We start from the raw sequence: 25,527 nt of genomic DNA on the forward strand, positions 1-25,527 counted from the left end.
AGTTGATTCTATTGATTGACGAGACAGAGAATTACTATCATAAGATTCTCTCTGTAAGGACTCATATTTTCGCTTTTGGGCTTGGGTACATTGTAGAAGGTATGGCTCAAAAAAAGGGTTATGAGGGCTTTGAATGGGAACAGCAAGACTTTGTTTATTACTACATAGCCCAAACTGATCATCAATTTATTCTGGTAAGTGGAGAATGCGCACAACGGCGTTCTGACTGGAAATTGGACCAGCAAGGTTTAAGACATGATGTGCCTATTTTTCTTGCTATACCTGCCGAAGTACAGAAATTCATCCAACAGGTTTTACAGAAGAAGTACAAGCAATTTGTTGTTAGAAAGAGAAAAAAGGAGGATCGTTAAATATGAAAAAGCCCCGGCGAAGTATATCCCAAAGGGATGTTTCGAATAGTCGGCTTTTTGAAGAAACAATTGATAATTTGGAAAAAGTGATAGTAAATTTAAAAACGGAGCACCTAAGCCCTGAGGAAATGAATTTGCTGTTGTTTGGTCGAGACAGACTCATAATAATTAGCCAATCACTCATCCGGTTAGCATCAAGTTCAAATATAAAGTATCAGCATACAGTTGATTGTCGCAAAAATAGCCTTAAGGTAATTAAAAAATCTAGAAAAAAGTGTGAGTAATGGAAAAGAGCCCTGAAAGAGTTATTGAATAGGAGGCTTGTTTTTGGGCGATTTCATATGGAGTGCACAGTTTGTCAACTGTATAATCTCCGTTATTACAATTTTTATTTCACTGCTAGAGTTGATTTCAGCTCAAAATATGGTAGAAGTAACAATCAAACAATACAAAAGTAATTTGCTTGATAACTTTCTTTTATCGATTCTAGTAGCTGTTGCTGGGATTCTGTATTATTTAATTCGATATCAATAGGAGTGATAAAATGAGCCTTGAAGCATTGAAGTATTTACAAGAATCCCTTGCTGATTTGAAAAATGAAAATGATAATCGACGCTATGCAATTACTGAACTATATACGAAAGATGAAGATGAAGAAGATATTGAACGTGAGAGTGAGATAATTGCAGAGAATGAAATGAGAATCTCTTATTTACAGTTCGGTATAAACTGTATGGCGATTGGTCTCTTCATACATGATAAATTGTCCTTATCAGAAGCTGCTGAGTTATGTAATTTATCGCTGCATAATTTTCGTAGGTTTTTACATGAAAAAGGTATTGGGGGTTTCGATGAATTAAGTAAGGAAAAGGATGCTAAAATGTATAATTTACAAGATGTCAGACTACTTGCGCTTGAACATAAGATTTTACCACAACAGCGTATTTTAGAAGTGTTTCGAGAGAATTTATCTCTTTCAGAATTCATAGCATGGGATGCACCAGAACTCTCAATCGAAATTTGCAGAGCATTCCATGATTTTATTTTAAAAAAACTCGATGAACATGCTGATAAAAATTATACAGGGAATGATTAATGATAAGTTATGTCTTTAAATAAATATCTTATGTTATCTCATAAATATAAGATAAACATCTCATAACAAAAAGACCTAATTTATTAAGGGAATATAACAATTTGACCGTCAAAAGATGGTCATTTTTTATATCATTTGTTCTTTTTGAAGTGAATTCGCAATATGTTCCAATCAAAACCTTTATCAATTTATTTTTTGAATATATTCCATACAAAGCCAAAGCCCTCTACTATATGTTGAATAATCAGTTGCAGACTATCGTGTGGGTCCAAACCAGCAATCTCTTCGGAAAGTTGTTTAATAACTTCATCGCTATTCACATGCATGATATCGTAAACAGTGCGATAGTATTTGTAGAAGGTAACTCTGAAAACTCCAACTTTTTTGCAAAGGTCTAATGATTACAAATGTCCAGATGACCTTCTTTTTTTCCTTTCTTGGTATATTCAGTCTTCCTGTATTAAATAATTTAAGATGAAAAGACTAATGAATATCTTATAAATCGAATATTTAGGAGAACAAGATGCAAAAGAATTGGCATGAACTAATCGTTGAAATTTCAAATATGCCTTCCGGTATAAGGGAACAATTAATAGAAAAGCTAACGGAGGATTTATTTATTAAGTATCAAATACATCCCGAAATAGTTAATACCCTTGGTGATCTGAATAACAAACAACGGTATGCAATTTATCTAGCTGCACAGGATATTGCTGCCCATAATAAAAATATATCTAAAGCGATAACAAAATTTAGAAAAAAAGCAAAAGGTAAAGAACTAACAATAAAAGATCAGAAGTTCTTTCATTCATTAGAATTTATATCGGACACTTTTAGTGTGCTTCAATCTATACCCATAGAACTTGTAAACGCGATTTTCGATACAGAATATTACGACTTAGCTGAAAAAAATGTACCAGTCCCAAGGTTTGATAATCAAAAGTGGTCTCAAATCGTTAATAAAAATTTTGATCAGGTTTCGGGACAATTAAAAAAAGAACGGGGAAAGAAAGCTAAACTAGCAAGGCTAATAAGTGAAAATACTGGAATTTCTCCACGACAAGCAGAAAGATATCTTGACGGTGATTCCGAGTTAACAGCTGAAGTGGTATTAATGTTTGAAGAGGTTTTAAATATACACCGGGATCAACTATTAGGTGATTTTATTAATTCAACAAGTGATCCGAATATGGGGAATCTAAGTGACATAAAAGAATTTCGAATTTTGTATAGCCTTATGAAAAAAAATGAGATGCTTTCGGAAGATATCAAGAAGATACTTAAGGATATTTCTAAAATATATAGTGACTTAGAAATTAGAAGTAAATCGTTAAGCAAAATTGATTCGGTAAAAAATTATGAATTAATGAGGAAAATGCTTACTGATTTCATGGATGAGTTGAAAAGCTTTACGACATAATGTGTCGTTTTAAAATATTTTTTATCTTAAAAATGGCGTGATATCGCCATTTTTTTTTGATGTTTATTTTTTTCTTTTTTTAATAAAAAATTTAGCCATTTGAAAGTGATAAATTAGTATTTACATTATTACTTTGTTTTTCAGTCAGACTAACATAAATATTCTGTCAGTGGTGTTCCAGATGGAAAACATTTGGTATATAATGAATAAAACGAACAAATGTTCTTATTTTGCCTTAAAAAAAGCATCTGAAAAATCGATGTATGTTAAAACAAAGGTCAGCAGTCAATAAAATCTTTAAATCACTTACATATGAGCATTTAAGAAATGGTCAGGTATTTTGTTCTGAATGATTTACTGCAGTGTTTAATTGTAATTGGGTTCAACGTTTGTTAAAGGAGTGAGAACACATGGCAAAAAGAAAAACTGGTTTAACCGAAAAGAAAATCGCGGAAATGGAAAAGGAGGGGCGGGGTCAAGGAGAAGGAGAGAATTATAAACCTTGGATTAACATCCAAGACTTCCCCTCTATTGGTTTGTCAACCAGAGGCAAAGGGTGGAAAACAAATCGAATCCATCATTTTCTTTCTAAATTGGAACGTGATTATTTTTATTTCTTAGAGTGGAATCAATCTGTTGTGGATATTCGAGAACAGTTTCCATTAACTCGTGAAGATACGATGTTATTAGCAGAGAATAAAGGGATTAAACATCCAACTGATCCAAAAACTCAAATACCCATTGTTATGACAACCGACTTTCTTATTACAATAGCTGCTCCAGAAGGAAACCTACATGTTGCAAGAACAATTAAGCCGTCAAAGGATTTGGAAAATGAGCGAACGATTGAGAAATTTGAAATTGAACGTTCCTATTGGGAAAGTCGCGGAATTGATTGGGGAATTGTTACTGAAAAAGAAATGCTAAAAAATCTGATTGAAAATGTTGAATGGCTTCATTCCTCTTACTTTGAAATAGAAGATCTACCGAGGGCGGCACTCCAAAGATATGCTCAGCAAATGAAATCCTCCATCAAAAGAATGAATACTTCCATTATTGAAGTTGTAACAGAATTTGATCAAAAATTTCAACTAGATAATGGGAGAGGGTTAGAAATTTTAAAGCACTTAATTGCACATAAAGAATTACCTGTTGATATTAACAAAAAAATTTACACTCATCTTTGGGTAGAAGACGTTATAAAACTAGATTAGGAAAGAGGGGACGGAATGTTTGTAGTTAATGACATTATCAGTATTAAAGAAGCTACCGGAGAAGAACAAATAGAACGCATTCTTTGGATTGATGAAGGTAACATAATTTGTTATACCATCAATATTGAGAAAGAAAAGGCGCTCCCAATAAAACGAATAATCGCTGATTTGCAGCAGTTACATCATGAGGAATTATTGGTGTTAATCGAGACAGATCCTTTTGCATTTATCTATCAAGATGAGGATAAAATTTCTGAAACAAATAAAACAATTAGAGAGGAACGGTGGGCAAGTATTGAAAAATTGGTAATGCAGGAGCCGGAAATTTATGGAAAAGAAAAAAGAGGTCCCCTTATTAATTTAGCAATGGGGAGGACTGGGAAGACAAAACGTTTGCTTTATAAATATATGACTCAATTTTGGCAAAGAGGAAAAGTGAAAAATGCATTGCTGCCCGACTATCAAAATTCCGGAGGAAAAGGGAAAGAAAAAGAATTTACTACCAAAACGGGACGACCAAGAAAGTTCCAAAATGTCATTGGAGAGGGAATCATTATCACTGATGAAATCAAAAGAATTTTTAGTGTTGGTGTTAAGAGGTTTTATCATACCACTAAAAAAATTTCGCTTGCAACGACATTTGATTTAATATTAAAAACTTTTTTTGTCGCAGATTATCGTTATGAAAATGGTGTGAAAAAGCCTATTCTCCTTGAACAGGATAAACTCCCCTCTTTTAGACAATTCCGATATTGGTATGAAAATACATATAATATAGAAGAAAAAATCCGAAAAAGAAAAGGGAACCGAAAATACGAATTGAATCATCGTGCAGTATTAGGAACATCCGTAGGTGATTTGTACGGACCAGGAACAAAATATCAAATCGATGCAACAATTGCTGATGTTTATCTCGTTAGCTCATTTAATAGAAACTGGATTATTGGTCGCCCTGTCATTTATGTGGTCATTGATGTATTTAGCCGCATGGTCGTTGGACTGTATATAGGATTGGAAGGACCGTCTTGGGTCGGAGCAATGATGGCATTAGCCAACACTGCCAGCGATAAAGTTTCTTATTGTAAACAATATGATATTCCGATAACCAAGGAGGAATGGAATTGCCATTACCTTCCTCAAACGTTGTTAGCTGACCGAGGTGAATTAGAAGGTTATAATGTGGAGCGACTAATTTCTACTTTCAACTTGAAAGTTGAAAATACATCGCCATACCGTGCGGATTGGAAAGGTATTGTTGAGCAACACTTCCGGACTATTAATTTAAGAGGAGTTAAACCATTTTTACCAGGGGTGGTGGACAAAGATGCTGTAAGAGGTGATAAGGATTACCGTTTAGATGCCACTTTGACAATAGAAGAATTTACAAGCGTTATTATCAGGTGCGTTCTCTATCACAACAATCATCATTTGTTAAAGAATTATAACCGAGATGAAATGATGATTGATGATGAGGTTTCCCTTATTCCTCGCGAATTATGGAATTGGGGTATAAAAAACCGTTCCGGAAAACTTCGCTCTTATCCAGAAGATCTTGTAAAGCTTCATCTCTTGCCGACCGCAAAAGCAACAGTAACGTACCAAGGAATTGAATTTAATAGGATGCGTTTTAGCAGCGAAACAGCATTAAAAGAAAATTGGTTTGGAGAAGCAAGAGAGAAGACGTGGAAAATTCCTATTTGTTATGATCCCCGAAATATGTCACACATTTATTTACCAAGCGAAGATGGTAGGAGTTATGAGATAGCGACTTTACTTGAACATCAAAAAAAATACCAAGGAAAAACAATGGAAGAAGTGGAGTATTATTTTGATTATGGAACATTGAAAAATCAAGAGTATGCTCATGAAGAAACACAACAAAAAGTTGACTTGACTAGTGAAATTGAACACATTGTTCAAAAGGCACAAGAATCACTGGAAAAAGAAAAGATAGAAACTAGTAAGAATCAGGCTGTCAAAGGAATCCGTGAAAATAGGTCGATGGAAAAAGAGACAAGACGAAAAGAAGAAGCCTTTTTACTGGCGGATGCAGAACATTTTTACCAACCTGATGAAACTGAAATTGTCGAAGAAATAATTCCTAAACAGTCTGTTTCAAGGATTGAATTGTTACGTCAAAAACAAAAGGAGAAGTTAAAGCATGCAAAATTTAGCAGTAAGTGAAGCTAAGATTTTTCCTAGTGAAGAAATGGTAAATGCTATTTATACTGACCAAATTGTCCAAGATTATGCATCAAATCCGTTAATCGAAGCACTTCCACCTATTTTTACGGAGGACGAGGTGGTCGACCAAATATCAGTTTTTCCTCCTTTTGACGAAAAAGAGCGGTCCTTAAATGCAAACTATCGATTTCATTGTGTGCAAAGGTTATTTCAATATTTTCAGCCATTCGAAAAGCATTTGGAGCTTGAACAAAAAATTTCAAGATCCATTCGCCAAGGATACATACACCGAAGTCCGATGAAAAGAGAAGAAGTCATGCGGGTTCATGAAAGCTATGAAGCAATAAAAGCGGGGAAGTTTCTAAAAAGGTACCAAACAGAAACTAAAAGAACAGTTGCTGGTTTTACTATCATTGGTCTTTCCGGAATCGGTAAGTCAACCGCCATTGAACGGGTTTTGTCTTTTTATCCGCAAATCATCAAACATCAAGAATACCAAGGAAAACCCTTTTTATTTACTCAGATTAGTTGGATGAAACTTGATTGCCCATTTGATGGTTCTTTAAAAGGTTTATGTATAAGTTTCTTTTCAGAATTAGACCGGCTATTAGGTTCTAACTATTTAAACAAATTCGGTTCACAAAGAAATACAACAGACTTAATGCTGCAACGAATGGCGCATCTGGCAAACCTTCACGGGATTGGTTTACTCATTATCGATGAGATTCAACACCTAAGCCTCAGTAAAAGTGGAGGTTCGGATAAAATGCTCAACTTCTTCGTTACACTGGTAAACACTATCGGTATTCCTGTTTTATTGGTAGGAACGAATAAAGCTATTTCCGTTTTGCAAAGTGAATTTCGACAGGCAAGACGTGGAAGTGGGCAAGGGGATATGGTTTGGTCCCAGATGCCGCAAGATGAATCATGGGAATTGTTTGTCGAAGGTATGTGGGAGTATCAGTGGACAGCGAACTATACGCCACTAACAAAAGAATTGAGTGACCTGCTTTATGAGGAAAGCCAAGGCATTCTAGACATTGCTGTAAAACTTTTTATGCTATCACAGATAAGAGCAATTGCCACAGGGGAAGAAAGATTAACCGAGCAAATTATTCAGCAAGTGGGTAAGGACAGTTTAAGATTGGTTCAACCGATGTTAGCAGCATTAAAATCAGGTATTCCAAGTGAAATTGCCAAATACGAAGATATCCGTCCAATTGATATGGCTGAGGAAATCGAAAAATATAAAGCATCGATTGATTTGCATGAAAAAATTCGTATTCAAAAGAAGTTACAAAAACAAAAACGTGAAAAAAAGGAACAATCTCTTCTAGAAGAAGTGATATTACAATTGCTATCCATGGATTTTGACCCTAAAGAAGTCGAAGGTTCTGTGAAGAAAGTGTTTGAAAAATTAGGGGATGATCTTGAAAAATCCATAGTGTTAAAAGAAACGGTAAAACTTCTTATTGATAAAGATGAAAAGAAAGAAAACAGCACTAATAGGAAAAAGAAAACTTTGTCTGCGAATGAAAATTATTTGGGTCGCTTGTTGCAAGAAGCAAGGAAGAAGAAAAAATCGGTTTATGAATATTTTCTGGATAAACATATCATTAAACAACCATTAGATGAGTTTTGGGAGGATGAAAAAAATGCTGAACTGGTTTCCGACACCGTATCCTGATGAGCTGTTATACAGCGTGTTTGCTAGATATCATGTAAGATCCGGAAACACTAGTCCAAAAATAACGATGGAAGAGTTGTTTGAAAAACGAACAGTTCGGTCGGTTTGGGATCTACCAGCAAATTTAAATACTTTGCTGGGACAACTAGGTTCCTATTGGAATGCAGATCAATTAATTTTTAATCATACGATGTATCCCTATTATGCAGCTTTTTTACTTCCAAAACAGGCAAGGCAAGTAAAACAGTCAATGTTGGATAGAAAGGGGAGCACGATACATACTCGAATTGGTTTATCTGCAAGTAATGTCAAATTAAAAAACAACCTTTGGGTATGTAGTGATTGTATAAAAGAAGATATGGATACTTATGGCGAAACATACTGGCGTAGGGTGCATCAAGCTCCAGGTGTTTTTATTTGTCCTAAACATCAAACATTATTAGAAGAAACAACAGTCTCTGTAAAAGCCCGTAACCAACATGAATTTAATATTGCTACGCCTTTTGTTGAAAGAACAAAGATAAATCTAGATGGATTAAACAAAGAGGAATTTCAGTTAATGGTAATTGTTGCTAAATTAACTGAATCTCTTCTACTCAATATTCATCTTCAAACAACGGATAACACTGTTCGAAACAATTATTTACAGCTGTTAAAACAAAAGAGATACGCAAGTGTTAATGGATTTTTGAATAGGGAGAGACTATACCAAAGTTTTGGTACGAAATTCTCTGACCGTTGTTTAGAACTGTTACAATCAAAAGTATTTTTCGAAGAAACTGATTGGTTAACAATGATATTTCAAAAACACCGCAAGTCTTTTCATCCGATTCGTCATATATTAGTAATGCTGTTTTTAGATACAGAATTAGATAATTTGTTTGATAAAAAGGAATATACTCCTTTTGGAAACGAACCTTGGCTATGCCTTAATGTTGCTTGCGCAAATTATCATAAACCTGTCGTAAAATCATTAACGATTACGAGGTGTTGCGATACTGGAAATCCAGTTGGTACATTCCGCTGCGATTGTGGTTTTGTCTTTTCAAGAAGAGGACCTGATCAAAACAATGATGATAAGTATCGTATAGGCACGATAAAGGATTACGGTCATGTTTGGAAAGAAAAATTAACAGAACTGGTTAATGAGAGAAACACTCTTACAGAAATAGCTAAGGAATTACAGGCAGACCGAACTACAATCAAAAAATATGCTGCTGATTTGGGACTAAAGGCTCCTTGGAAAATGCCGAAAATCGAAGAGCAAAACGTAAGTGAGCCTTTGGAAGACTACCAGACTCAGTTAAATGAAAGAAAAAATAAGTGGTTAAGGCTTCAAGATGAATATCCCGAAAAATCAAAAACGGAATTACGAAAGTTGGTACCTGATGTTTATGCTTTTTTATACCGAAATGACCGTGATTGGCTCAATGAATTTTCCCCAACTCAGAAAAGAATCCAGGCTCCTAATCAACGAATCAATTGGGAAAAACGTGATATTGAATTATTGGAGCAAGTGAAAAAAGTGGTACAAAATTGGGATTTAGATGTTGGAAAAATAACCCAAATAACAGCTACTTCTATCGGTAAGAAGATAAATCAACTATCATTATTACAGAAAAAAGCAGAAAAGGTGCCAAAAACTATGGATTACATTAGTAAAGTATCGGAGGATATAGTAGCTTTTCAAAAGAGGAGGGTTGAATTTTGGGTTGAAAAACTAAAAAAAGAGGGAGAGCCAATTCTTGAATGGCATATTTATAGAAAGGCAGCTCTTCGTTCAACGGTTTCAGATGAGGTAAAAAGGTTAATTACATTAAGAGTAACCGAGTATGACACTCTATCAAAAAAACTAAAATAATAATAAATGTGAAAAACTGCCGCGTTTTAAAATAAAAATCGCGGTTTTTTGTTTTCATCTTTCATCTTAATAAAATTTAATTTCATAGTTTAATTAAAGGACAAGAATATATGCTCTTATAACTAGATGTCTGTTATACTAATATTTACAAAATATAAGTTGAGAGTAGGCGAGGTATAATGAGTGTTCAATCGCATTTGGATAATTTATCAAGTAAATTAAATTTAAAACAAGACGAAAAAGACAAAGTAAAAAAATCGATTGATACTTTATCGGACAGGTTAAACAGATATTTTGATGGTCAACTTACTGATCATTTTAAATTTGGTTCATATACAAGGGGGACTATTCTGCCAAGAAAAGCTGATGAATATTCCGATGTAGATTATATGGTTATTTTTAAAAATCCACATAATTATAAACCTCAAACGCTGTTAAATCATTTAAAAGACTTTGTTAAGTATTATTACAGCACCTCAGAGATTTACCAATCCCATCCAACGATTGTACTTGAGTTAAATCACATTAAATTTGAATTGGTACCTGCCAAAAAGGATATGTGGGGGACTATTTATATCCCATCTCCGTCTTCTTCTTATGAAGATTGGATGCAGACTGACCCGAATGCATTTAATAAAAAATTAACAGATGCAAACATAAATTATTACTACCAAATTAAACCACTGGTTCGGCTTATGAAATATTGGAACCGATTAAATGGAAGTTATCTTTCTTCGTATGGATTAGAAAATTGGATAACGGACAGATTCTATTGGAACTGTAACAATCTAAAGGATTTTGTTTATAATACCTTTGAAACACTAGATTATAATTATAGTGACCCACAATGGTATAAAGATAAAGTGGACCGTGCAAAAAAAATAATAGCTAATACGAAAGATTATGAAAAACAGGGATTACCTTATACAGCCCAATTGGAAATAGAAAAAATATTTCCTGACTTTTAAAAGGAGATAAAAAAGATGACGACTGGAAGAATTGATACAGTAGATGTTTATTTTAAACACGTATCGCGAGTTAACTCGTGGAGCAGCTTTTTATTTTGGTTTTCTATAATTTGTTCTATTGCTGTGTTTTTTACAAGTAATAAACCCGCTGTAAACTACATTTTGAATATTATCTTTATTATTACTACAGTTGCTTATTTTGGTATCAGTAACTGGCTTAGCTTTTTTTTGTTAAGGGAAGCTCAAAGTAAAAGAAGAATACATTTATTATCGGATTCTTTTGGAGTAAGACTCGATGATGAAGAAACAAATCTGTATTACAATAATTCACATAGCCCTTCCATATTACGTTTAGGTGTCAATGTTTTTGAAAATTCCTTATTCACCTGGAGGGTAACCGAAGAAATGGCAAAAAAGGAAAGGATAAAGGTTTTTATCTATTTATTAATTTGGTTAATTGCCATTCTTATTCGAAATGTAGATTTAAATTTTATAGCTATTATAGCCCAAACAGTATTTACTACCGGATTGATTGTAAACCATATGAAGTTGGAAATTCTGAGAAGTACATGTAACCAATTATTTAAGGAGTTTAGACAAATCTTTTTAACAAATGGATTAAACAGCAATGATCAAGCCATTGCTTCCATATTAAATCTTGTCTTTCGATATGAAACGGTTGTGGCAAGTATGGGAGTTCACTTATCGAGTAAAATTTTCCACAGGTTAAATCCTGCCATTACGAATGAATGGGAAATGGTTAAAAGAAACGTTAATATATGAAGGAAATCGAGGATGCTGAGTACCCGACTTTGTTGCCATGTTTAATAAAAATTCAGTACCCAACTTTGTTTTCCGTGAAGTGTTTCACACAACGTAAGAATGCGGGTTTAAAGGTTTTATAGTACCCGACTTTTTTGTCTTTCAACAGTTGTTGTTAAATTACAATAAAGTCAGGAACTGGACAACAAAGTTGAGTACTGATCAATATAGAAAAAAGCATCGGTTTAATACCGATGCTTTTTTCTATACATTGGATCTGCTAACTCTATATCTCTACATCAAGCGCAGGTTGTGGCTTTGAAATTTTGCAAATACGGTACATGACAGGGATTGTTGCATAATAATCGGTGTATCAGATACCGGGGAAGTAATGGGGGTAAAATGAAGAGAGTAGGATAAAGCAAGTAGGTATACTTGACTTACTTTCCAATACAGTTTTTGCAGGTGATAATACTCCAGAAGTTAAGGTAGATTAGATACCATAAGAATTGAACAAGATGTCTCTAAAAGACAAAAATATAGCCTCATAAGATAAAATTTTTAATGCTATTCTTTAAAAGACAAAAAGATGTTTTTGTACTATCAGGATTCCTATACTAGAGTGTAATATATTTAAAAATATAATCGATTACTTTTTGGTTTTTACGTGAGGTATGCAAATATTGATGAGCAAGAGGTGCACGAAAAATATAAAGAGGAAAGTAAAAAATCAAAATCGATAAAATACTTGGAATATGGGAATCGTTAAAAAGGGAAGTTCACTTCTTATAACAGATATAGTAACAAGAGAAAGAGAGCCTTTCTACTCAGAAGAAATAACAAAATTATCCAACACAAGTGGGTAAAAAGCTGTGTCAGAATATCTCCATTAGTATAATTGTGTGCGAATTCAAGAGAAGTTGCACTACCTGTCCCCCATAGAAGCAAGAAACAGGTAGTATAGGTGTTGTGTATTTTCCTATTTTACGGATTCAACTCACGTTTAACTGGAGGGGTTTTTTTGGATTTAAGTAAATTTATATCAGGAAAATTTTATTTGAATCAATATATTCATCGTTTAGTACAAAATGGGTCATCTTTTCATGTACATTATTGGGGAGTCATGCCAAAGCATTATGACGTTGTACCGCATCAACATTCTTTTTTTGAGATCTGTTTTGTGGTTGATGGTGAAGGGTATTATATAGAAGGCGATTGTACTTACTCTCTACAAAAAAATACGATGTTCCTTTCAAGACCAGATGTTTCACACCAAATAAAAAGTGAAGATGGATTAGCTCTTCTTTATGTAGCATTTGAGTTAACAGAATCAGAATCAAGTGAAGAATGGATAGAAATAATAAGGGAAGCTCGGAAATGTTCCAAAGTAATTGTACCTGTAAGCGATGACACAATCGCTGTATTGCTTTGGAAATCTCTTCTTATCCAAACAACAAAGTATGAACAGGTTTTTTATGAAGAAATGCTAACAAATCTAGCTTACTCTCTTATTCTTTCATTACTACAAATTTTTGTTCCTTATTCGCACAGTAAGAGTCAAAAAAAACCTGTTGAAATGATTTCTCCCCTTCTTAGTCAAGCAAAGTTATACATTAATGATAATCTAGCAAGTTCTTTAAAACTTAACGATGTAGCTAGTCAGTTCCACATATCAGGCCGGCACTTGTCAAGAATGTTTGTATCAGAATTAGGTGTAAGTTACTCAGAGTTTGTTCAAAATGAGAGAATACAGAGAGCTGCCGCATTACTTAAAACAACAGATTTATCCATCAAGGATATTGCAAAACAAACTGGTTTTAAAACGGTTCACTATTTTACTCGTGTTTTTCACTCTGTGATGGGTAGTCCACCAGGAATCTTTCGCTTGCTTTATATAGACTCAAAAACAATTGAATATACAGAGTATTGAATTCCCCCTCGCTTAATGCTATGCATTAACGTGGGGGTTTTTTTGCTAAAAAGATAAGTATACGATGAGTCAATGGTTTTCTTAGAAAGAGCGTGTCTGAAAAGTGTAAAAACGCGTCTTGATAATCTAAATACACGTATTGTGTAATATCCTATAATCATAATTGTAAATGAGAAATTTTTGTTCAGGTTTAACAGTGATGACAACGATTACATTAGGAATTTCCTGCTGAATAGTAACTTAAAAGGTAGGCTAATATTGAAGGTTATGAACCAATTTCCCTGTAATTGTATGTCTTTAAAATGAAATAGTATATCTTTCAATGTTTATTTATTATATATGGAGGTATTGATGATGGAAGCTGGCTTAGTTACTGATATTTTAGGATACATGCCGTTGGAAGAAATGCTTGATACATGTGTAGATTTGGGATTTGAAGCTCTAGAATTAGGATGCGGCAATTGGTCTAAAGCGCCACATGTTGATTTAGATGGTTTGCTGGAGAGTGCTGTTAAACGCGAGAAGTTTTTAGATGCTATTAAAAGCAGAGGACTTGAAATTGCAGCTTTAAATTGTTCAGGAAATCAACTCGAACCAACGGAAGAGGGAGAAGCTCATAAAGCAGTTGTTGAAAAAACATTTCAACTTGCAGGGCTTTTAGGGGTAGAAACAGTTGTTATGATGTCAGGTTGCCCTAGCGGGGGTCCAAATGATGTGACGCCCAATTGGCTAACACACCCTATTTTACCTCCCCATTTTAAAATTCTAGAATGGCAATGGAATGAAGTGGCCTTTCCATACTGGGAAAAAGCCGTGAAAGTTGCGAAAGAACGCGGCGTCAAAAAAATTGCCGTTGAGAATCTTGGTTGTAATTTAGTGCATAATCCAGAAACACTTTTCAAATTAAGAAATGAAGTCGGAGATATGGTTGGCATGAACTTTGACCCAAGTCATCTATTTTGGATGGGTGGAGATCCGATTGCAGCAGCAAGGGCATTAGGAAGTGCAATATATCATGTCCATGCTAAAGATGTACGGATAGAAAGAGGAGTAAATGATATACATGGACTTATCGACGTGAAACCGATGGAAAGTTTTGCTGATCGTTCATGGAATTATGTGGCACTTGGATACGGACACGATGTTAGTTATTGGAAGGAGTTCTTCACTGTCGTGAAAATGACAGGATATGAGGGACCGGTAGTTCTTGAAATGGAAGATCTAACAATGGAACCGCTTACTGGTGTTAAAAAATCTATGGATGTTCTCAAAGAAGCGTTACCTAGAGATTTTAAGAATAAAAGCTCAAACCTTTATTCAATTGTTAACCAATAAATAAAATAAGGAGGTATATATTGTATGGTTTTAAAAATAGGCGTTATTGGTACAGGTGCTATTGGTCAAGATCATATTCGAAGAATTTCCAACACTTTATCGGGAGCTAAAATTGTTGCAGTGACAGACGTGAATGCAGAACAAGCTAACGCCGTTGTTAAAAATGAAAATCTTGATGCAAAGGTTTACGAAAATGGACATGACGTTATTAACTCCGACGATGTTGATGCAGTTATCGTAACGTCTTGGGGCCCTACTCATGAAGAATTTGTTTTGGCTTCCATTGCTGCGGGTAAACCAGTTTTCTGCGAAAAACCACTTGCTACAACTGCTGAGGGATGTAAGAGAATCGTTGATGCAGAGATTGCGCACGGTAAACAGTTGGTTCAAGTAGGATTCATGCGACGTTATGATAAGGGGTATCGCGCATTGAAACGTGTTGTTGATAATGGAAGAATCGGTGAGCCGTTAATGGTGCATTGTGCACACCGAGCTCCTTCAGCTCCAGGCTGTACCGGTGATATGGCGCTTACTGATTCTTTTCCTCATGAAATAGATGTTTTGCGTTGGTTACTCAATGACGATTATGTTTCTGCCCAGGTAATTCTGCCAAGAAACACACGTTTTGCAGCTGAAGGGGTACAGGATCCGCATATCGTCTTACTGGAAACTAAACAAGGAATCCGAATTGGCACCGAAATATTTGTAAATTGTCAATATGGATATGACATTCAATGTCAGGTTGTTGGAGAAACAGGTACAGCCAACTTACCTGAGCCATCCAGTGTACTTATGCGAAGCGAAGCGAAGCTTTCAACGGAAATTCTAGTAGATTGGAAGGATCGTTTCATTGATTCTTATGATGTTGAACTGCAAGAATGGATTAATTGTACTGTAAAAGGTGAAATGAATGGACCATCAGCTTGGGATGGTTATGTTGTAGCAGTGACGGCGGATGCTTGTGTGAAAGCCAAGCATACAGGTCAGATTGTTCCAATTTCTATACCAGAACGTCCGGCATTTTACAGCAAACAATGTGTTTTACAATAGAAAATAATGATCTTATTTAACATGATATATACAGTTATAAGGACAACTGATCACCTTTTTGATTGGAATAAAGTAAGTTAAAGGTTTAATACATTCTTTGAAAAATCTATTTCACAAAAAGTAGTTGTTTTACTGGAAATTCAAAACGTTTTCTTCAGTTAATCATCAACTAAAGAAAACGTTTTGAATAGTAACTATCTTTTATAAATATAAATGATCAACTAAACAAGCAATCCTTAAGATTCATCTGTATAAATTGTTTCAGTCCAATAATGTAAGCGTATTCTGAACGCGTTAACATTGGTAGACGCTTTATTGATACGAAAACATATAAACAAAAAAAGTATTTATATATTTTTTAACAGGAAGAGGGGAGAAATTAACATGAGTAAACACGGAACCCCAAGTTCGTTTTTACGTACGATTATCATAATCTCAACATTCGGCGGGCTTCTTTTCGGATACGATACGGGTGTTATCAATGGCGCCTTGCCTTCTATGTCTAAAGCTCTCGGTCTCAATTCAGTTACTCAAGGTCTTATAGCAAGTTCACTGCTTTTCGGAGCTGCGCTGGGTGCAGTATTCGGTGGTCGATTATCTGATTATAGTGGTCGCCGGAAAAACATTCTTTATCTTGCGGTATTGTTTTTTGTTGCTACAATGGGATGTACTCTTGCTCCGAACGTTACTGTTATGATTATCTTCCGGTTCTTGCTTGGACTTGCTGTGGGAGGTGCATCAGTAACAGTTCCAACTTATTTAGCAGAAATGTCACCCGCAGAGAGCCGTGGTCAAATGGTAACCCAGAATGAATTGATGATTGTTGGTGGACAACTATTAGCTTTCGTTTTTAATGCCATCTTAGGTAACACAATGGCTGATAACGTACATGTTTGGCGCTACATGTTGGCCATTGCAGCACTTCCAGCAGTGTTCCTGTTCTTTGGTATGATTAGAGTACCAGAAAGTCCACGTTGGCTTGTTTCAAAGGGGAGGAATGATGAGGCCCTTCGTATTCTAAGACAGATACGGGAGGAAAACCGAGCTAAGTCGGAATTCAATGAGATTAAGGCTGCTTTAGCTGAGGAATCAAAAATGGATAAAGCCACTTTTAAGGATTTATCCGTACCGTGGATACGCCGCATTGTGTTTATTGGAATTGGAGTTGGTGTTGTATCGCAAGTTACGGGCGTTAACTCGATTATGTATTATGGAACTGAAATTCTTAGAGATGCCGGATTTGAGACATCCGCTGCATTGATTGGAAACATTGCCAATGGTGCAATCTCAGTTTTGGCAACTTTCGTTGGCATTTGGCTCCTTGACAAGGTTGGTCGTCGATCAATGATGCTGACTGGATTGACAGGAACTACACTAGTACTTTTGCTCATTGGAATATTTTCATTTGTACTTAAGGGGTCTGCCTCACTTCCGTATATTATGCTTGCCCTGACAGTCACATTTCTAGCTTTCATGCAGGGAGCTATCGGACCAGTATTGTGGGTTACACTTTCTGAGATATTCCCTTTGCGCTTGCGCGGATTAGGTATGGGCATTAGCGTGTTTTTCCTCTGGGTAACGAATTTCTGTATTGGTCTGATGTTCCCGATATTACTCGATAAGATTGGCTTGTCCGCAACATTCTTCTCCTTTGCGGTTATAGGATTTGTAGCTATCGCTTTTGTGAAGAAATACTTGCCGGAAACTAAGGGACGCACCCTTGAAGAGCTAGAACATTACTTCCGTACCTACGATAATCGAGATACCCAGAACGATTTAAATACGGTTGAAGCTTCAGCAAAGTAAATTCATAATTTATAACTATTGAGCAGGATGTCTCCACAAAAACAAAAATGTATCTTATTAAGATAAGGACTCTATAATAGAGTGCCATATACTTAGAAGTGTAATCGATTACTTTTGATTTTTTGCATAAACCTATAAATTAAAGCGATTACACTTCTTTGCTTTTATTACATTATAACGCAGGGGGAATGGGTAATGAAGGTAAAGAGAAAACTGGTAGCGATTTTCACTCTACTCATGATGTTGGTACTGTCAGCTTGCAGTAGCGGGAGTGAGACTACAAGCGGAAAAGGGGCGGAAGGGAAGTCCAGTGGTAAAAAGGTGATAGGGGTTTCGCTATCTAACTTTAGTGATGAGTTCCGTACGTATATGATCGATGCGATGAAGAAAGAGCAGGAAAAGTATCCAGATTATGAATTTATGTACAGCGATGCTCAAAACGATAGCGCAAAGCAGATGAACCAAATCGAAAATTTCATTGAATTAAAAGTAGATGCCATTATTTTCACTCCGGTTGATACAGTTGCCGCAGTAGATATTGTAGATCGCGTTACATCAGAAAACATTCCCATTATCGTATCTAATCAGACATTCGACGGTGTAGAAAAAGCAACTGCTTATGTTGGCTCCGAGTCCATTGAATCAGGGTTACTCCAAATGGAAGAGGTGGCAAAACAGCTGAATGGAAAAGGCAATATCGCAATTATGGATGGCGAGTTAGGTCATGAGGCACAAATTAAGCGCACAGAAGGAAATAAACAAATCATCGCTAAACATTCTGATATGAAGGTTACTGTACAAAGCTCAGCAAAGTGGAGCCGTCCAGACGCTATGAAATTGATGGAAAACTGGCTGCAAAGCGGAAAGAAAATTGATGCAGTAGTAGCGAATAATGATGAAATGGCAATAGGTGCTATTTTAGCAATCGAAGCGGCAGGAAAGTTAGATGACATTTTAGTTGCAGGCATTGATGCGACACCAGCAGCCTTAGATCTTGTAAAAGCTGGGAAGCTAGAAGTAACAGTATTCCAAGATGCAGTTGGTCAAGGCACAGCCAGTATCGATACAGCTGTAAAAGCAGCGAAAGGTGAAAAGGTAGAGAATGTAATCGTACCATACCAACTTGTAACAGCACAGAATGTAGACGAGTTCATCGCGAAATATAAGAAGTAATAGCTACTAGCTACTTAGGAATGATTAGAGAAGGTATTTTATTATGACATTGAGATTAGACATAATTGGAACATGTGCCATTGGACAGGATCATATTCGCAGAATTACCCATACGTTAACAAGAGCAAAAATAGTTGCAGTAACAGATATGAATGCAGAACAAGCCCAACGAAAGAAAGATGAGTTGATTGAACAAGGAATCTACATCGAGTTACACAGGTATCGGTGGCCACAAGGCTGCCTTTTTTTTTGATGGAAGTATCACAATTCTTTGTAATTTAAGAGTAGTAAAAAGTCTGAATGTATGAAAATATATCTTTTCGTACATCCGCTTTCTTGTAAGATAAGAGTTACTGAAAAAGAGGAAAGATTGTATCACAAAATTGTACATTCGATGTTCAGATAACAACAAAAAAGAACCTCCATCTGTGAACTGCACCCGATTGTTAGACACAACTAACAATCGGGTGCAGTTCATAATGGGAGTCCCTTCATGCTTATCACTAACGAAGGTAGGCGGTTTTTGTATAGCAAATTTCTAGAAAAACAGGGCTTTGTTCGAGGGTTTCATCTGTTGTTCCACTCAAACAAACCCTACTCTTAACAAATAAGGATGTACCCAAACCGAAGGAATTTTAGGAACGATCCTGAAATTTTTGCATTTCAACAAACGTTTGATTAAAAACCCCCCTGAAGCCCCATATAGCAAGAGATAGGGCAGGGAAGGGATGGGGGGATATGGGACATGGTTCCTTCTATTATATAGCTCTATTTCAGTACACGACTTTTTTGTCTTTCAACAAGTTGTTAAATTACAATAAAGCCGGGAACTGATAAATTGTCCTTTAATAAGGAAACCTGTTCCTAGAAGACCCAATCCAATTTTTATTGGATTGGGTTTTTGTAATTCAGCAGGAGAAAAGATACTTATGCTCATTCTTAACCCATAGTGTAACTTCTTTAACCAGATGTTTATGTCAAAGAAGGGCTCCTCTCCTGTATATCTTCTTTGTTCTTGACGTACAGTATAGTAGATAATAAGATATACGAACCAGCCGCAACCTTGATACATATATTTTTATATCCCGCATTTTCGTTTATTTTTCTCTACTTCTACGAAAAGCTGAGATTACATGGAAAAAACCTCGTCTTTTATATTCTAACTTGGGATGCATTTGGAGTGTTTTTTGAGTGGCTAAATGTAAAAAATGATGTTTTTACGTATACAGGATGGAAGTTATACTATTCCATCCCTGTCTATCCGATTTCCTGTTGGTTCTTAATTCAGGTTTTCCGATTTACTAAAATGACACTAAAGGCCCCTGTTTAACTAAAAAGATGGGGAAAAGGATGCATTTTGGGAACAAAAAACGGAGCTTACGCTTCCATGCGCTCAACTCCGTTTTCTTCGTTTTCTTCATTTGCTTCGGGGGCGAAGGTTGCAATAATGGCAGTGGCAAACATGCAGGCAATCACGAAGCATAATGCCAGCATCGGGAAAAAGGGAAATAGCAGTAGCGTTACTAGTACAACAAAAATAATCGCAAATGCGCCTGCGATATAGGAAAAGATATTCTCCATCGTTTCCTCCTGCTTTTCTCTTATTTTGTACTATGTTATGCTTGTCCAGAGAGAGATAGAAGTAAAATTTTGTTAGGAAGTGTTTGTGTGATTACATTAAAAACAAAACGAGAAATTGCTCTTATGCATGAAGCGGGGAAGCTGTTAGCTGCTTGTCATAAGCAACTGGCAAAGCTTATTGAACCTGGTATTACAACAATGGAGCTTGACCGTGCGGCAGAGAAGTTTTTGCTTCAGCATGGAGCCAAGCCGGAGCAAAAGGGATATAAGGGCTACCCGTATGCAACGTGTGCTTCTATTAATGATGAAATTTGTCACGGCTTTCCGCGAAAAACACCTTTACAGGAAGGGGATATCGTGACAATTGATATGGTTGTTAACCTAGGAGGTGCACTGGCGGATTCTGCTTGGTCATATGGAGTCGGCCGCATTTCTGCAGAGGCAGAAGGACTGCTTGAGGTAACAAAAGAAGCTCTGTATAAAGGAATTGAACAGGCGGTACCAGGGAACCGCGTTGGAGATATTGGTCATGCGATTCAATCTTACGTGGAACCCAAGGGTTATTCTGTAGTAAGGGAGTTCACTGGGCACGGTATCGGTCCATCGATTCATGAAGGACCGCATATTCCGCATTTCGGTTTACCCGGGAGAGGCCTTCGCTTAAAGGAAGGCATGGTGATTACGATTGAGCCAATGATTAATATTGGTGCATGGCAATCGAAAATGGATGATAATAATTGGACGGCCAGAACAGTGGATGGGTCGTTGTCCGCACAGTATGAGCATACGCTTGCGATAACAGAGGAAGGGCCGATATTGCTAACGGCCCAAGAGTAGAAAAGAAGCCTTCCGTCATGGAAGGCTTCTGTAATTTATCCTTTAAGGAAGCAACCCTTTTGGACCCTGTTTAGCTCCCATGACCTGCTTGCTGTGGGGAAAGCCTCCCTTCCAAACAGATAAAAAGCGCCCCGTTGTGCTGAGAACTGTCCCCTTCGCAATCAAATCAGGTCATATCGGCTGTTTCTTATAACTGTTTTGTTTTTTGTAAGACATATGTTTCTAGCGCGTGTGCCACACCATGTTCGTCATTTGAAAGTGTGACAGCATCACACAGATCCTTCACTTCCTGTTCTGCATTCCCCATTGCAATGGAAAAGCCGGCTGCCTGCAGCATCGGAACATCATTAAAATTATCGCCGATCGCAACGGTATGTTCCATTGGGATGCCGAAGTGTGCAGCCATCGCTCGTAAGCCATTCCCTTTATGGGCGTTTCGATCCATTACCTCCAGATTTGTCGGCGCAGAGGCGGTAATGCCAATTTCCTCTATTGCTTGTAAATGTCCTAGAAGCTGTATTCGTGTCTGGTTATCCAATGTTAGAATAAAAAACTTTTCTACCTGCAATTCATCTGATGACAGAAGGGTGGATATATTATCAAAGGAATGAATGACATTGGATTTCAGCTGTTGCTCAGTCACTTTCTGTAGATCTTCTATTGTGAAATTATGAGATTGTGAGCTGGCTGATTGCCATGCGCGCATTACATTTTCGTTCCAATTGGTTGGTACATAAATCCCCCGATTTGTGTAGACCTTATACGGGAAACCTTCCGCTTCAAGGTGCAGCGCTGTCTGCAGCGCAATCGTTTTGTTTATGTAGGAAGCTTGAAGCAATGTGTCATTTACATATACAACAGCTCCATTGCTTGTCCCAAGAGGAAGGGATAGGTTATAGCGCTGTAACAGCCCTAAAAGATCATCCTTTGCTCGTCCAGAGCAAATCATCACAATATGCCCATCCTGCTGTGCTTGCTGAATGGCATTCATGTTGCGCTCAGAAATTTGTAACTCGTGAGATAGCAAGGTGCCATCCATATCAATAGCTATTAGTTTCATAGTGATCACTCCTTCCCTATCTATCATACATGATAGTTTTCCAGATAGTAACTATTCATTTTTTAAGTATTGTAATTGTATGCGTTTTCTTTTTGTAGGGTGGTAAAGATAAACTTATAGAAAATTAAGGTAACACAGCAAAGCTCATCATCAAGAACGGTAACCGATAAAGGCGTTCGTTCATATACTGACATAGGTGAATGACTAGGTCGAAATGTAAAATCAATAGCTCCCTTTGAAACAGTTGCTATCTATTTTCCTAAAAAGTGCTACAATAGAAAGATGAGAAAAAATGATTAAGGTGGTTTTTGTATGAAAATCAAGTTAGGTTTGTTATATGGAGGCAAATCTGCAGAGCATCAAGTTTCGCTGCAAACAGCTCTTGCTGTTACGAAAGCGCTGGATACAGAAAAGTTCGAGGTATATCCTATTTATATTACAGAGCAGGGAGTCTGGATCAAGGGCGATTGTTTGCAAGGGGAGGTTGAAGACGTAAAGGCCCTTCAAATGGCAAATACAGGCCGGAAGATATCTCCATTTTCACTGAGTCGTGAGCTTGCGCCGTCTTCTGAGGAAGAAGATGTAGTTGACGTTATATTTCCGCTGCTTCACGGCCCAAATGGAGAAGACGGTACAGTACAAGGTTTATTAGAGCTTTTAAATATTCCTTATGTTGGAAATGGTGTATTGGCATCCGCGGCTGGTATGGATAAGGTTGCGATGAAGAATATTTTTGCGCAGGCGGGTCTTCCGCAAGCAAATTATGTTTCATTTATTCGCAGCGAGTGGGAAAAGGAGCGCGTTACGGCTTATATCAAGGTTGAAGAAGTGCTGGGCTATCCGTGCTTTGTAAAGCCGGCTAACTTAGGGTCTAGCGTAGGCATTAGCAAGTGTAAAAGCCGAGAGGAGCTAGAGGCTGCGTTTGAAGAAGCGTTTCAATTCGACCGAAAGATTATTATTGAAGAAAATATTACGGGTCGTGAAATTGAAATCGGCGTACTCGGTAACGATGATCCGCAATGCTCTGTTGTTGGAGAGATTGCACCGAAAAAGGAATTTTATGACTATAAGGCAAAATATATAGATGGTGATACAGCTCTTATAATTCCAGCAGAGGTGACGCAGGAGGAGTATGAGACAATCCGAGAGTATGCAATTCGAGCTTTTAAAGCACTTGATGGAGCAGGCTTGACGAGAGCGGATTTCTTCTTAACGAAGGAAGGAAACGTATATATTAATGAAGTAAATACAATGCCTGGCTTTACCCCATTCAGCATGTTCCCGCTTCTTTGGCAGCATTCTGGCATGTCTTATCCAGAGCTGATTGAAAGGCTTGTACAGCTGGCAATTGAGCGGTATGAAGAGAAGCAAAAAATTAAATATACTATCTAAAAACAAGGAAGCCCTGCTCGCAGTGCTTCCTTTCTGTAAGGAGAGTTTTTTATGATTGGACGATCGTTATCGCAGGTTCAGCAAATGGTAAATGGGAGCGGTTTAGATGCGAAATGGGGAGATGTACGCATACAGGGAGTGTCTATTGATTCGCGCAAAATAAGCAGCGGTAATTTGTATATTCCAATTCAAGGCGAACGTTTTGATGGGCATGCTTTTGCGCAGTCTGCTTTAGAAAATGGGGCAGCTGCGATCCTTTGGCAACAGGATGTACAAAATCCCCCTGACAATGTGCCGGTGATTTTGGTAGATGATACGTTGAAGGCGCTGCAGCAGCTGGCAAGAAGCTATCGGGATCAATTGGACGTCAAGGTAATTGGGGTAACAGGAAGCAACGGGAAAACATCGGCGAAGGATATCGTTACAAGCCTATTGGGCACGAGATTTAAGGTACAAAAAACAGAAGGTAACTTCAATAATCATATCGGTCTTCCACTTACGATTTTACGCCTAGAAGAGGATACAGAGATGGCTGTGCTTGAAATGGGCATGTCTGCACGCGGCGAGATTGAGTTTCTTTCTAAATTGGCTCGTCCGAACGCTGCCATTATTACGAATATCGGAGAGTCACACTTAATGGAGCTAGGTTCACGTGCCGGTATTGCGGAAGCAAAACTAGAGATTGTGCTTGGCTTGCAGGATGGGGGCTTGTTCGTCTATAACGGTGATGAACCGCTGCTTGCATCAAGGGTGAGTACGATGAATCTGCCGGTAACCACGGCGGCCTTTGGCGATTGCAAAACGAATGATTATTATCCAACTTCTATTGTGCTAGGAGCGACGGGTACAACGTTTACGGTGAATCGTGCTTCATCTATGTCCTTTTTCCTCCCTGTTCTCGGCAAGCATAATGTGTATAACACGTTAGCATGCATGGCAGTTGCGGAGTTCTTCGGCGTAACATGGGAGGAGATGAAACAAGGATTAGAGCAGCTGCAGATGACAGGCATGCGTATGGAGGTTATAAAGACGGCAAATAGTGTGACAGTTATTAACGATGCATATAATGCAAGCCCAACATCAATGAGGGCAGCACTTTTGCTGATGAATGAGCTGCAAGGCTTTTCTCGTAAAATTGCTGTTCTCGGCGATATGCTAGAACTTGGTGATCAAGAAGTAGAGTTTCATTATGAAATTGGGCAAAGCATCAGTCCGGATTGCATTCATTACGTATTTACGTACGGTGATTTAGGGAAGTATATTGCAAAAGGAGCGTCTGAACGCCTTGGCAGTAATCGTGTGAAGGCTTATGATAATAAAGAAGCTTTGGCAAAAGACTTAAAAGAGCTTGCAGATGCGCAGGATGTTGTGTTAGTGAAGGCGTCCCGCGGTATGCGGCTTGAAGAAGTAATCGCGTGGCTGCAATAAGATGGGAAACAGCAAGACTTCACTAGAGTCTTGCTGTTTTTGAGCTCAAAGCATGATATACTTTCTTTCGTATATACATAAAGAGAGGATATTATGAAAGAGGCATAAGGACCACCTTGTACGTATAGGTATAGGAGACAGGCAGACTGCCCGCTGAAACAGTCATTTCTCAATAGATAATTCACATGTTCTTTTTTCTTCTTTTATGCAGGTAAAAAAGAATACGCGGATGGATTATAAATATGAAACGAGACAATACTTAGTAAAGAAGGCTACCCGAGGCCGTTTAGGGACTAGAAAGCGGATTAATATGCCCTTATTCGAAATAATGGAAGAAGGAGTTTGCTTTTTCCAACCGCAAAACTTATAATG

Annotated in this window: 21 protein-coding genes; 19 read left to right on the plus strand and 2 right to left on the minus strand. The window is 37.1% G+C overall.

Annotation, left to right across the window (positions count from 1 at the left end):
- Window positions 1–11: 11 nt before the first annotated feature.
- From AC6HZ4_RS01140 to AC6HZ4_RS01215, 16 genes are all read left to right on the plus strand, one after another.
- Window positions 12–371: a hypothetical protein gene (locus AC6HZ4_RS01140; RefSeq protein ID WP_497493208.1), complete on the plus strand. Its 360-nt coding sequence runs from the start codon at window positions 12–14 to the stop codon at window positions 369–371.
- 327 nt (window positions 372–698) lie between these two features.
- On the plus strand, window positions 699–905 hold the full coding sequence (locus AC6HZ4_RS01145; protein WP_497493209.1) for a hypothetical protein: 207 nt from the start codon (window positions 699–701) through the stop codon (window positions 903–905).
- Window positions 906–915: 10 nt separating this feature from the next.
- Window positions 916–1,467, plus strand: coding sequence for a hypothetical protein (locus AC6HZ4_RS01150; protein WP_497493210.1), 552 nt, complete (start codon window positions 916–918; stop codon window positions 1,465–1,467).
- A gap of 523 nt (window positions 1,468–1,990) precedes the next feature.
- Window positions 1,991–2,887: a hypothetical protein gene (locus tag AC6HZ4_RS01155; protein ID WP_497493211.1), complete on the plus strand. Its 897-nt coding sequence runs from the start codon at window positions 1,991–1,993 to the stop codon at window positions 2,885–2,887.
- A 410-nt stretch (window positions 2,888–3,297) separates the two neighbouring features.
- A complete protein-coding gene (locus AC6HZ4_RS01160) occupies window positions 3,298–4,101 on the plus strand; it encodes a TnsA endonuclease N-terminal domain-containing protein (protein WP_497493212.1) in 804 nt (267 codons plus the stop codon).
- Window positions 4,102–4,116: 15 nt separating this feature from the next.
- Window positions 4,117–6,285: a Mu transposase C-terminal domain-containing protein gene (locus AC6HZ4_RS01165; RefSeq protein ID WP_497493213.1), complete on the plus strand. Its 2,169-nt coding sequence runs from the start codon at window positions 4,117–4,119 to the stop codon at window positions 6,283–6,285.
- Window positions 6,263–7,972 carry an ATP-binding protein gene (locus AC6HZ4_RS01170; RefSeq protein ID WP_497493214.1) on the plus strand — a complete coding sequence of 570 codons (1,710 nt, stop codon included), beginning with the start codon at window positions 6,263–6,265 and terminating at the stop codon, window positions 7,970–7,972. The genes AC6HZ4_RS01165 and AC6HZ4_RS01170 overlap by 23 nt, the downstream gene beginning before the upstream one ends.
- Entirely contained in the window at window positions 7,941–9,833 is a 1,893-nt protein-coding gene (locus tag AC6HZ4_RS01175; protein ID WP_497493215.1) for a TnsD family transposase, read from the plus strand. Before AC6HZ4_RS01170 ends, AC6HZ4_RS01175 begins: the two co-directional genes overlap by 32 nt.
- A gap of 179 nt (window positions 9,834–10,012) precedes the next feature.
- Window positions 10,013–10,801, plus strand: coding sequence for an SMODS domain-containing nucleotidyltransferase (locus AC6HZ4_RS01180; protein WP_497493216.1), 789 nt, complete (start codon window positions 10,013–10,015; stop codon window positions 10,799–10,801).
- 15 nt (window positions 10,802–10,816) lie between these two features.
- Window positions 10,817–11,584: a hypothetical protein gene (locus AC6HZ4_RS01185; RefSeq protein ID WP_497493217.1), complete on the plus strand. Its 768-nt coding sequence runs from the start codon at window positions 10,817–10,819 to the stop codon at window positions 11,582–11,584.
- Between the two features lie 1,000 nt (window positions 11,585–12,584).
- Window positions 12,585–13,493: an AraC family transcriptional regulator gene (locus AC6HZ4_RS01190; RefSeq protein WP_497493218.1), complete on the plus strand. Its 909-nt coding sequence runs from the start codon at window positions 12,585–12,587 to the stop codon at window positions 13,491–13,493.
- A 354-nt stretch (window positions 13,494–13,847) separates the two neighbouring features.
- Window positions 13,848–14,828: a sugar phosphate isomerase/epimerase family protein gene (locus tag AC6HZ4_RS01195; protein WP_497495555.1), complete on the plus strand. Its 981-nt coding sequence runs from the start codon at window positions 13,848–13,850 to the stop codon at window positions 14,826–14,828.
- 24 nt (window positions 14,829–14,852) lie between these two features.
- Window positions 14,853–15,878: a bifunctional inositol 2-dehydrogenase/D-chiro-inositol 1-dehydrogenase gene (gene iolG, locus AC6HZ4_RS01200; protein ID WP_497493219.1), complete on the plus strand. Its 1,026-nt coding sequence runs from the start codon at window positions 14,853–14,855 to the stop codon at window positions 15,876–15,878.
- A gap of 384 nt (window positions 15,879–16,262) precedes the next feature.
- Window positions 16,263–17,684 carry a sugar porter family MFS transporter gene (locus tag AC6HZ4_RS01205; RefSeq protein ID WP_497493221.1) on the plus strand — a complete coding sequence of 474 codons (1,422 nt, stop codon included), beginning with the start codon at window positions 16,263–16,265 and terminating at the stop codon, window positions 17,682–17,684.
- A 195-nt stretch (window positions 17,685–17,879) separates the two neighbouring features.
- On the plus strand, window positions 17,880–18,857 hold the full coding sequence (locus AC6HZ4_RS01210; RefSeq protein WP_497493222.1) for a sugar ABC transporter substrate-binding protein: 978 nt from the start codon (window positions 17,880–17,882) through the stop codon (window positions 18,855–18,857).
- Window positions 18,858–18,900: 43 nt separating this feature from the next.
- A complete protein-coding gene (locus AC6HZ4_RS01215; protein WP_497493224.1) occupies window positions 18,901–19,110 on the plus strand; it encodes a hypothetical protein in 210 nt (69 codons plus the stop codon).
- Window positions 19,111–20,234: 1,124 nt separating this feature from the next.
- Here AC6HZ4_RS01215 and AC6HZ4_RS01220 read toward each other — a convergent pair.
- Window positions 20,235–20,438: a hypothetical protein gene (locus tag AC6HZ4_RS01220; RefSeq protein ID WP_497493225.1), complete on the minus strand. Its 204-nt coding sequence runs from the start codon at window positions 20,436–20,438 to the stop codon at window positions 20,235–20,237.
- A gap of 87 nt (window positions 20,439–20,525) precedes the next feature.
- Here AC6HZ4_RS01220 and map point away from each other — a divergent pair, with 87 nt between their 5' ends.
- Window positions 20,526–21,275 carry a type I methionyl aminopeptidase gene (gene map, locus AC6HZ4_RS01225; protein ID WP_497493226.1) on the plus strand — a complete coding sequence of 250 codons (750 nt, stop codon included), beginning with the start codon at window positions 20,526–20,528 and terminating at the stop codon, window positions 21,273–21,275.
- 187 nt (window positions 21,276–21,462) lie between these two features.
- Here the strand turns inward: map and AC6HZ4_RS01230 are convergent, their stop codons facing one another.
- Window positions 21,463–22,335 carry a Cof-type HAD-IIB family hydrolase gene (locus AC6HZ4_RS01230; protein WP_497493227.1) on the minus strand — a complete coding sequence of 291 codons (873 nt, stop codon included), beginning with the start codon at window positions 22,333–22,335 and terminating at the stop codon, window positions 21,463–21,465.
- A gap of 312 nt (window positions 22,336–22,647) precedes the next feature.
- Between AC6HZ4_RS01230 and AC6HZ4_RS01235 the strand changes: the two genes are divergently transcribed.
- A complete protein-coding gene (locus tag AC6HZ4_RS01235) occupies window positions 22,648–23,727 on the plus strand; it encodes a D-alanine--D-alanine ligase (RefSeq protein WP_497493229.1) in 1,080 nt (359 codons plus the stop codon).
- Window positions 23,728–23,778: 51 nt separating this feature from the next.
- Window positions 23,779–25,155 carry a UDP-N-acetylmuramoyl-tripeptide--D-alanyl-D-alanine ligase gene (locus AC6HZ4_RS01240; protein WP_497493231.1) on the plus strand — a complete coding sequence of 459 codons (1,377 nt, stop codon included), beginning with the start codon at window positions 23,779–23,781 and terminating at the stop codon, window positions 25,153–25,155.
- The last annotated feature ends 372 nt before the right edge of the window (window positions 25,156–25,527 follow it).

It is taken from the genome of Ectobacillus sp. OTK (assembly GCF_059698935.1).

Excerpts from the sequence above, each read along its gene's own strand:
- AC6HZ4_RS01150 (WP_497493210.1), top strand. The coding sequence starts at position 916 with ATGAGCCTTGAAGCATTGAAGTATTTACAAGAATCCCTTGCTGATTTG.
- AC6HZ4_RS01155 (WP_497493211.1), top strand. The coding sequence starts at position 1,991 with ATGCAAAAGAATTGGCATGAACTAATCGTTGAAATTTCAAATATGCCT.
- AC6HZ4_RS01160 (WP_497493212.1), top strand. The coding sequence starts at position 3,298 with ATGGCAAAAAGAAAAACTGGTTTAACCGAAAAGAAAATCGCGGAAATG.
- AC6HZ4_RS01165 (WP_497493213.1), top strand. The coding sequence starts at position 4,117 with ATGTTTGTAGTTAATGACATTATCAGTATTAAAGAAGCTACCGGAGAA.
- AC6HZ4_RS01170 (WP_497493214.1), top strand. The coding sequence starts at position 6,263 with ATGCAAAATTTAGCAGTAAGTGAAGCTAAGATTTTTCCTAGTGAAGAA.
- AC6HZ4_RS01175 (WP_497493215.1), top strand. The coding sequence starts at position 7,941 with ATGCTGAACTGGTTTCCGACACCGTATCCTGATGAGCTGTTATACAGC.
- AC6HZ4_RS01180 (WP_497493216.1), top strand. The coding sequence starts at position 10,013 with ATGAGTGTTCAATCGCATTTGGATAATTTATCAAGTAAATTAAATTTA.
- AC6HZ4_RS01185 (WP_497493217.1), top strand. The coding sequence starts at position 10,817 with ATGACGACTGGAAGAATTGATACAGTAGATGTTTATTTTAAACACGTA.
- AC6HZ4_RS01195 (WP_497495555.1), top strand. The coding sequence starts at position 13,848 with ATGGAAGCTGGCTTAGTTACTGATATTTTAGGATACATGCCGTTGGAA.
- iolG (WP_497493219.1), top strand. The coding sequence starts at position 14,853 with ATGGTTTTAAAAATAGGCGTTATTGGTACAGGTGCTATTGGTCAAGAT.
- AC6HZ4_RS01205 (WP_497493221.1), top strand. The coding sequence starts at position 16,263 with ATGAGTAAACACGGAACCCCAAGTTCGTTTTTACGTACGATTATCATA.
- AC6HZ4_RS01210 (WP_497493222.1), top strand. The coding sequence starts at position 17,880 with ATGAAGGTAAAGAGAAAACTGGTAGCGATTTTCACTCTACTCATGATG.
- AC6HZ4_RS01215 (WP_497493224.1), top strand. The coding sequence starts at position 18,901 with ATGACATTGAGATTAGACATAATTGGAACATGTGCCATTGGACAGGAT.
- AC6HZ4_RS01220 (WP_497493225.1), bottom strand. The coding sequence starts at position 20,438 with ATGGAGAATATCTTTTCCTATATCGCAGGCGCATTTGCGATTATTTTT.
- AC6HZ4_RS01230 (WP_497493227.1), bottom strand. The coding sequence starts at position 22,335 with ATGAAACTAATAGCTATTGATATGGATGGCACCTTGCTATCTCACGAG.
- AC6HZ4_RS01235 (WP_497493229.1), top strand. The coding sequence starts at position 22,648 with ATGAAAATCAAGTTAGGTTTGTTATATGGAGGCAAATCTGCAGAGCAT.
- AC6HZ4_RS01240 (WP_497493231.1), top strand. The coding sequence starts at position 23,779 with ATGATTGGACGATCGTTATCGCAGGTTCAGCAAATGGTAAATGGGAGC.